At 33.9% G+C, this 8,797-nt stretch carries 5 protein-coding genes and 1 pseudogene; all 6 read right to left on the reverse strand.

All coding sequences use genetic code 11. The annotated features are described in order from the left end of the window. On the reverse strand, positions 1 to 1,708 hold a 1,708-nt coding region (locus DT250_RS25950), incomplete at its 3' end, for a transglycosylase domain-containing protein (RefSeq protein ID WP_149213915.1). A 416-nt stretch (positions 1,709 to 2,124) separates the two neighbouring features. After that, positions 2,125 to 2,344: pseudogene (locus tag DT250_RS32395) on the reverse strand (class A beta-lactamase); the annotation flags it as partial. Positions 2,345 to 2,642: 298 nt separating this feature from the next. Then, positions 2,643 to 4,778, reverse strand: a complete 2,136-nt coding sequence (locus tag DT250_RS25960) for a peptidoglycan D,D-transpeptidase FtsI family protein (RefSeq protein WP_149213916.1) — start codon at positions 4,776 to 4,778, stop codon at positions 2,643 to 2,645. A 1,027-nt stretch (positions 4,779 to 5,805) separates the two neighbouring features. Next, entirely contained in the window at positions 5,806 to 6,510 is a 705-nt protein-coding gene (locus DT250_RS25965; protein ID WP_149213917.1) for an ABC transporter ATP-binding protein, read from the reverse strand. A gap of 11 nt (positions 6,511 to 6,521) precedes the next feature. Then, a complete protein-coding gene (locus tag DT250_RS25970; RefSeq protein WP_149213918.1) occupies positions 6,522 to 7,865 on the reverse strand; it encodes an ABC transporter permease in 1,344 nt (447 codons plus the stop codon). 289 nt (positions 7,866 to 8,154) lie between these two features. Then, positions 8,155 to 8,316 carry a hypothetical protein gene (locus DT250_RS31835; protein ID WP_179952865.1) on the reverse strand — a complete coding sequence of 54 codons (162 nt, stop codon included), beginning with the start codon at positions 8,314 to 8,316 and terminating at the stop codon, positions 8,155 to 8,157. Positions 8,317 to 8,797: the final 481 nt, after the last annotated feature.

Consider the following 8,797-nt stretch of genomic DNA (forward strand, 5'->3'; position numbering starts at 1 on the left):
TACCCGCTATATCTAAAGAACGTATATTGGCTGTTGTACCCAATCCAGATGAAACAAAAGTACGAAGCATATCAGTAATCATATATGCAGTAGAATCCTTCATAACTCGTTTCGGCTTTTGCTCAAAGCTTTTTAATTTACCATCTGGATAAACGACTTTCTTAACAAAATGTGGCTTCGTATACTTACCATCATTACCAAATGCCGCATAAGCACCTGCAATTTCAGTTGGTGACGCTTCATTTGTACCAATCGCTGTTGATTCGGTCGGTGCTATATTAAATGTAATACCTAGCTTTTCAGAGAAAGCTTTTGATTTATTAATTCCTACTTCTTTTGCGGTTTTAATTGCCGGGATATTTCGGGACGTTTTCAATGCATCACGCATTGTAATTGGTCCTAAATGCTTTCTATCTGCATTTCTAACTTCTTGTCCTGTTGAATACTTAAATGGAGAGTCATCAATTTGATGGTAAGTAGCCCATTTTAAATATTCAATTGCAGGAGCGTAATCAAAAATTGGTTTCATCGTTGAACCTGCTGATCGATTTAATTCAATCGCCATATTATGTCCTTTAAATACAGCTTTATTTTCACCACGTCCGCTACCAATTGCACGAACTTCTCCTGTTTTCGTATCCAAAAATGTGAAAGCACCTTGGAATTCCTCATTTGGATAATTAATAATATTTTCATTTAAAAGCTTGTCCGCAAAATCTTGTGCCTTTGGGTCTAATGTTGTATAAATTTCTAAACCATCAGATCCAATATTAACATCTGGCAACTCTTTTTCAGCTTCTTTCACAACCGCATCCATAAACGCAGGATATGGCATTTCTTGTTGTTCAGTTGCTTCTTTAATTCCTTCTGTTACTGGAACTTTTGATGCTTCTTCCACTTCTTTTTTTGTAATATAACCATGTCGATTCATTAATTCAAGTACAACATTTCTTCTTTCTGTTGCCTTTTGAATATTTTGTTCTTTCGTTGGATTATAGTTATTCGGTGCTTTCGGTAAACCAGCAAGCATCGCAACTTCTGGTAATGTTAAATCTTTCAATTCTTTACCATAGTAGTTTTGTGCTGCTGTTGCGATTCCATATGAACGGTTACCTAAATTAATTTTATTTAAATACATCTCTAATATTTCATGTTTTGAATATTGATGTTCTAGCTTATACGCTAAATATATTTCCTGAACCTTACGCTTTGACGTTTTTTCCATCGATAAGAAGTAATTTTTAATAACTTGCTGCGTTATCGTACTTCCACCTTGAGAGCCATAATCTCCTTTAAGACTAACTAAAACCGCACGTGCAGTACCCTTAAAGTCTACTCCGCTATGCTCATAAAAGCGTGCATCTTCTGTTGCTAAAAATGCATTTTCTACTAATTTAGGAATTTGATCATGCGTAACATTCGTTCGCTTTTCTTTCCCATATTCATATACCAAATTCCCGTCTTTATCATAAATTTTTGAGGATAACGGATTAACAAGTTTTGATTTCTCAAGTTTTGGTGCATCCTTTATCATAACGAAAAAGGTAGCAACCCCTGCCACTAAACCTACAATACCAAGTAGTAAACAACTGATTAAAAATTTACGAAAAAACGATGTTTTACCTTTTGGTTTTGTTTTTTTAGAGGCTGGCTGTTTTTTCTTTCGAACTTGTCGTCGCTCCTCTCGAGAACGATAATTTTCTGACATGTTACTTTCTCCTGCCTTTCAATTCTCCCATTGATTTACATAAAATATTGAGGTCACCTTCAGAAATATACTTATATTTAAAAAGTGTGTTACCGGAAGCAGTCAATATTTCCCTAATCTATGGATTATAAAACTTAAATTAACTCTTGAACAAACTATTTTCATTTTTATTCTTTATAATAATGCTGCCCCTTAAAGCAAGGAAATTGTAAGCTGTTCTTCATCTCTTTATACTATATCTAATATTTGTAATAGTGAGTTGTTGGATCACTCATCTCATATAATGGTTCTTGTTAGCATAATCGTAATGACAAGAATATAAAAAAACGATTCTTTTGATATAAAAAGGAATCGACTTCCAATTTTATTCCATAGATGGTATGGAATATAGGGAATCAGAAAGCCCATGTAAATTCATCAATAGGATAGTGTAGTAACAATACCCCTGCACCTAGAGCTTTAAAGGTAGATGCGTAAACAAACCGTTCATTAGGTGGTCGATAAGTAACTGCCCTGTCTTTCCTTTCCTTCAACTTACAATGTACCTCCTGTAAGGAGTTCTAGACTGGCAAGACTTAAACCTAATATACCAACACATATTCCTACTTTTAACAGCCTCCTGTTTTTCGAAATCATCATTTTTTAAAACTTTTAATACTGAAAACAAATATTAAACTCAATACATTGTATCCAATTTAAATATCTGTTTTTATACGTACACTTAATAGACAATCTAAGAAACAAGTTTGTTCCATACATAAAAAACGCTCTTAACTAGCAGAAAAGGTATTATCTAAAAATGTGAAATAGCAACCCTAATAGCTGCTATCCCACACTTTAAATCTACTATCTCGTATTCTCATTTTTGATCTAAACTGAATCTCTTAAAATCCTAACAATCAATCTCTTTACTAGGTAGAAATATGCAAAAATTTCACTTCTTCTGATTAGAGCTATCGGTATTGTTATTTTCACCATTTATACGTTGGTTTTTCAAATCAAAGTATGCGTCTAAAATATCTTTTCCAATTAATGAGTTGATACCACTTTTATCATCATGAACCCATGGGACCACTACAGAAAAAGCTACTTCTGGATTATCGTATGGAGCATATCCAACTAGTGTTATATTGTAACACTCAATACGCTCACCTTCTGCATTTCTTCCAATTTCATTATCCCCACCATATACTGTTTGAGCTGTTCCCGTCTTACCTGCTGGCTTATAAGAGGCATCCTTAAAATACCTTACACCAGTTCCATCACCTTCTTGAAATACCAATCTAAATCCCTCTTTTACTCGATTGATATATTCTTTCTCCATATCAACTTGATTTAATACAACAGGTTCTAAAGATTGTACAACTTTACCAATATCTTCGGCTTTTGTTGTTTGTTCTCGAATCTCTTGTACAATTTGAGGCTTCATTCGATATCCACCATTTGCAATCGTTGAAACATATTGCGCCAATTGCAGTGGTGTGTACGTATCATACTGCCCAATGGAAAAATCTAGTAAAAATCCAGGCTTGGTATCTTTCTGTCTCGTTTGTCCAGTTATTTCATTTGGTAAATCAATTCCTGTTGGAACTCCTAAACCAAATTGTTTAAAATAATAACGCATTGTGTCAAATGCTGTTTGTTTAATATCTAATGAGCCATTTGGTACATAATTAACCCCAGCAATTTGTAAAGCTGTATGGAACATATATACATTAGAAGATACTTGTAAAGCTCTTAAATCATTAATATTCCCAAAACCAGATACATTCCATGACTTTTTAGCTTGTGTACCTTTAAAGTTCATAGGTGCATCATAAAATGTATCTCCTGGCTTTATAGCTCCTGTTTGGTATCCAGTTAATAAGGTAGCACCTTTTACAGCTGAACCTAACTCATAAGAAGTTACGATGTTACCCAAGGCAAAGTCTTCCAGTTCTGTCCCCCCATCTTTTTCAGCTAATTTTTTTCCAGCCATAGATAAAATTTGTCCCGTTTTAGGGTTCATCATAACAACAAAAGCACGATCCAATAATGGTTCCGAACCTTTAAAGTCTCTTAAATTTTTCTCAATACTTTCTTCCACCTTCTTTTGCAATTCCATATCAATTGTTAATATTAAATCATTACCACTTTTCCCTTTCGACACTGTTTCTGTTTTGATAATATTTCCAAGTTTATCAGTAATATTTGTCACTTCTTCTTTTTTACCATGTAATACATCTTCATATCTTTGTTCAATATAGCTCTTTCCAACCCGATCATTACGATTGTATCCACGCACTAAATACGAATCTAAGTGTTCTTTAGGCAATCCTTCTTCCATGCTTGTTATATTCCCTAATACAGAACGAAATAAATCACCATTTACATAATTACGCTCCCAGTCAACTGTTGCGTCCACACCTGGAAAATCTGCTAGGTTTTCGCTTATCCGTGCATACTCCTGTTCTGTCGCATCGCTTTTAATAATTTGAGGAGTCATTTGATAACCAGAACTCATCTTACTTTTAATCGCTAACACTTTTAAATCTTGCAGCGTTAATTCTGCTAATTCTTCTTCTGTAATACGATTTCGTCTTAACTCTTCAATTTTCTTGTCTAACTCTTTCCCTTCTATGCTCTTCTTTCTCAGATTTTCTTCATCTTGTTTAGTGACTTTTTCTTTGGCTTGCTCCTTATTTAATTGCATCCAAAAATCTTTTTTATCTATCTCAGTTAACTTATTTATGTCTTCGTCCGGAATTTCAAGTACATTTGCTAGATCTTTCGCTGTTTTTAGCATATCCTCAAGTTTTATCCCCTTTAACCTTGTATACGTAATAGAACGAAGGGGGCGATTATCCACGACTGGTTTCCCTTCTCGATCAAAAACCTTCCCACGAGGTACTGGAAGTCCTATTACTTCATTGTTATTTTTTTCCACTTCTCTTTTGTAAGTCTCTCCATCAGCAATTTGTAAAATTCCTAGCTGGACAATAATAGCTGAAAATAATAAAAATATACAAAGAAATAAAACGTTTAATCGGAGAGGTATATAGGGCTTTTTCTTTTCTTTTTGCTTTTTCATACATACTCCTTTTGTATCTTTAATGCGTTTCTTAAATGCAGCTTTTACATTAGCCAAAACTTATCTATTACATACGGTAGAAAGCATAAAAATAAGGTTTTTTTCTATCGATATAATGTATCCATTCCTTTGAAGGTATTTGTGAAAAAGAAACACCCTTCTCTTGATTTATATAGGAAGCCTGTTTTATTTTTTCTACAGCTTTCACTCGAATGGCTACATTGGTAAGTTGACTTACTTCTAAAACAGTTATACATATACATACTTTTAAAACTATCCTTCATAATGATATGGTTACCTCTATACGCAAACAAAGAGAAAAGTCATGAGTGACCGTAGAGTAAGGAAATTGGATTAGTTTCCTCTTTATGTATTTATAAAAGGAAATAGGCAGACAAGTTCTGATTTTTATGCAAGAGGAGCCTATCATGTTTCCTGTTAGGCCCCTTCCTTAAATAGAAAAAATTTCAGATGTGGAGAGTTATACCTTGAATCGTTTCAATCCCCTTTTATAACCATTGAAGGTTGCAAAAAAATTTAACAACCTGAGTTCATTTCAATATAGAACCCAGGTCGCTTAGTGTTGTTTTTTGGAATTCTGTCTACTTTACAGGAATCACATTATTATTACAGATTTCGCGATGTGGGAAAGCACATATTGGACTTTAGTCCGCCTTTAGGCATGGGATGAAAGTATCGCTTTTTCATAGAAAAACAGTTGTGTTTTGGTTATACTTGCACGATAGATAAGCACAAATCTTTAAAACCCTATGTGTTCCTTGAAAACAAGATATCATATGGAGTTCGATAGCCGAATTCACGCTATCGGTAAAATGATATGTGTCGTCAAGAACAAGACGCTAAAATATATGAACACGCAACGATCTGTACGGTATGGTTTATAGTACCGTAGCTCACGAGCCTATACGGTCTGTCGTGAGAGTGGTGATGGCACACCGCAATCTTGCACGTCAGTGATACCAGAAATGGACTTCGCCTTTGGTAGCAAGAATCTCACTGACGTTTGTCAGCTTGTCCCTTTAGGGGTGGGAGTGCCAATATCTTTTACTACTAAATTCTTCTTGCTCAAATAAACTGCTCGATCCGATTTTTTTGCAACTTCTTGTGAATGCGTCACAACAATTACACATTTATTTTCTTGATGAGCAAGCTCTTGGAACAAATCAATAATGTCATTTGCTGTTTCTTCATCAAGATTTCCTGTAGGCTCATCAGCAATCAGTAAATCCACATTGCAAGATAGCGCTCGAGCAATCGCTACACGTTGTTGTTGTCCACCACTTAGTTGCAAGACATTTCGTTTCGCTTCTATTTCTGTGAGTCCTACTTTCTCTAATAATTCTAATACCCTTTCCTTTTTATTTTGTACCTTAACACCTGTAATTTCCATTGCCGTTAGTACATTTTGAAGAGCAGTCATATAGGTAATCAAATTATAGGATTGGAAAATTACAGATACATATTGATTACGGTATTGATCCAAACCAATTTTTCGAATATCCTTGCCTTTATACAGTACATACCCATTTTTAGGTATATCCAGCCCACAACCTAAGCTAAGCGTTGTGGTTTTACCAGATCCAGATGGTCCTAAAATGGTGTAGAAATGCCCTGTTTGAAAAGAAAAATTAACACTATCTAGTATCGTTACTTTCTTTCCGTTACTTTCATAATAATAATTTAAGTTTTTAAATTGTAAAATTGTCTCCATACCGGGCCTCCTTATTCATCTTTTAAAAGGATTTGTTTTGGATTTAAACGAAGAATTGATAATGCTGGAAGAATCGTTGCCAGGATAGCGATCCCTAATCCAATTCCCCCTATTTCCCCTAAATCTTTAGTTGAAATACTTACATCAATATTATCTACTGGAGCTACTTCTGCAGTAGGATTTCCACTAAGTAGTGCTATAGGGTCTTCTGGTTTATCTTCATTCTTTGCTATTTCACTAGATAGCAGATTATCACCGATTTTTTGAGAGATTGTCTCTCCTGTTGATAAAGATAAACCAAATGCTAATATAGCAATACATACTATCTCAACTAGTAATTGGCCCATTAACTTCCACTTTTTCTCGCCTATAGATAACAAAATCCCCATTTCTTTTCTACGTTCCTTAATAGATAACATAATAATTAATCCTAAAATAGTTGCACCTGCAATGGAGGCAATAATTACAATCATTTTCGAAAAGGATGCAATATTTTCGATTGGACCAATCATTTGTTTATATACCATATCTTGTGCATCCAATTCATAGTAATCTGGTAATCCTAATTTTTTTGCTTCCTCCTTAAATGCATCAATATCCTTAGGGTCCTTTAATGAATACATTGCATTTTCCAATGAACTCATTAAAGAATACGGTACATATATTTGATTAGCAGGCTCTAATAAAGCAAAAGATTGTCCTCCAAAAGATGAGGCCTCTTCTTTAGACTCATATATACCTATAATTTCTAGCTCTTTCGTGGTAAGTTCCTGATCCATTACTTCACCTATTTGCAGTTTATCACCCACTTTTAAATTGTTTTTTTCAGCTAGTCTTTTTTCAATCATAGCAACGTTTTTCCCTACTGTTTTTGGCGTAATTCCCTTTCCTTCAACTAGTTTTAATTTTCTGTCTTGAGCAGCTTCTAATAAAGAAAAGTCTCTAACACCCTGTAAAGTGAAATTTAAATTATTATTTGGGCCAAATGATTGAGCTCCTCCAAGTGATTCGACATAATGGAGCTCTTTCAGCTCAGCATTAGCACTTTTTAGATAATTATAGTGAGCTAAATACTTAGAGTTCTTTAATTTATCAGCTTCTTTCACTTCGATAGCAGGTACCATTCCTGCTCCACCAGTATTTTGATCACTTTTTATATATTTATTTATATCTATTATCAAATTAGCATTTGCTCCTAATTGTTGTCTGGCCGAATCGGTGGCTTTACTTGATGCACTTTTAATTGTAAATCCAGCAAACACCAAATTAATTACAACTAGAAAAATAGCAAGTAATATAAGTGCCTTTCCTTTTCTTAATTTTAAACTTAAAAATGATCGTTTGATAAAATTCATGTTTTTAACCTCCTAGAGATTTAGCATAAAGTAGTAATCTGTAGGTGGTATGGAGTTAAACTGGTTCTTTTGTAAAGATTAAAAAAAGTTTGATAGAACACATAGAATATCATCATACTAAAAAGTCGGGTGCAACCCATGTTAGTAAATAGGGCATCCTTTTCTATAGTATGGACACATTGCTTTACTTTTCAGAATTAACATTATTTTACAAATAGTTAAAGAGCTCTTATTTACTTCTAAATTTTTGTCAATTTATCTTCTTTCACTATACTTATCTATTTTCTTTTTATAACTCAAACTTCTTCGAATCGTACTTTTCTAGAGTTTGTTGCAATTCATTTTGTTCATATGGAATATGTTTATCTGTCTGTACATCTTCAACATTTGCTCCACCTGCTAATAATCTCCTGTACTTAAAAGAGTGCCCTGTTAATACTGTTGTAATCATTTTGTATTGCCCTTCTTTTGTTTGATTACTTGTATCATAAAACAAGTATCTGAAGTTGATATGTAGTCTATCTAGAGTGTATGTAAATTTAAAAAATCTCTAACAAAATGTTTGTATTGTAACATTACCACCAAAACTATTGCTCTAAACACAATAATTTGAAGAAACAGTACCCCATGTTCTAAGCCTCAATTCCTCCTACAGCTCTATATTGAGTAAAACTAGTTGATCCCTATAATATAAAAAGAGCACCCCTTTTTGGATGCTCTTCGTTATAACTATATATTATTTAATTTCCTTCTTTTGTTTCTACCATTTTTCCTTCTTCAGAATCTGTACCTGTACCTTCTGTTTTTTCAACAGTTTTTGCCGTTTTTCAGGGGCTCCCACTTTTGTTTCTACCATTTTTCCTTCTTCAGAATCTGTACCTGTACCTTTTGTTTTTTCAACAGTTTTTGCACCTTCTCGTTTTTCAGCTGTC

It is taken from the genome of Bacillus sp. AR2-1 (assembly GCF_008368755.1).
Classification (GTDB): Bacteria; Bacillota; Bacilli; order Bacillales; family Bacillaceae_G; genus Bacillus_A; species Bacillus_A wiedmannii.

Excerpts from the sequence above, each read along its gene's own strand:
- DT250_RS25960 (WP_149213916.1), bottom strand. The coding sequence starts at position 4,778 with ATGAAAAAGCAAAAAGAAAAGAAAAAGCCCTATATACCTCTCCGATTA.
- DT250_RS25970 (WP_149213918.1), bottom strand. The coding sequence starts at position 7,865 with ATGAATTTTATCAAACGATCATTTTTAAGTTTAAAATTAAGAAAAGGA.
- DT250_RS31835 (WP_179952865.1), bottom strand. The coding sequence starts at position 8,316 with ATGATTACAACAGTATTAACAGGGCACTCTTTTAAGTACAGGAGATTA.
- DT250_RS25965 (WP_149213917.1), bottom strand. The coding sequence starts at position 6,510 with ATGGAGACAATTTTACAATTTAAAAACTTAAATTATTATTATGAAAGT.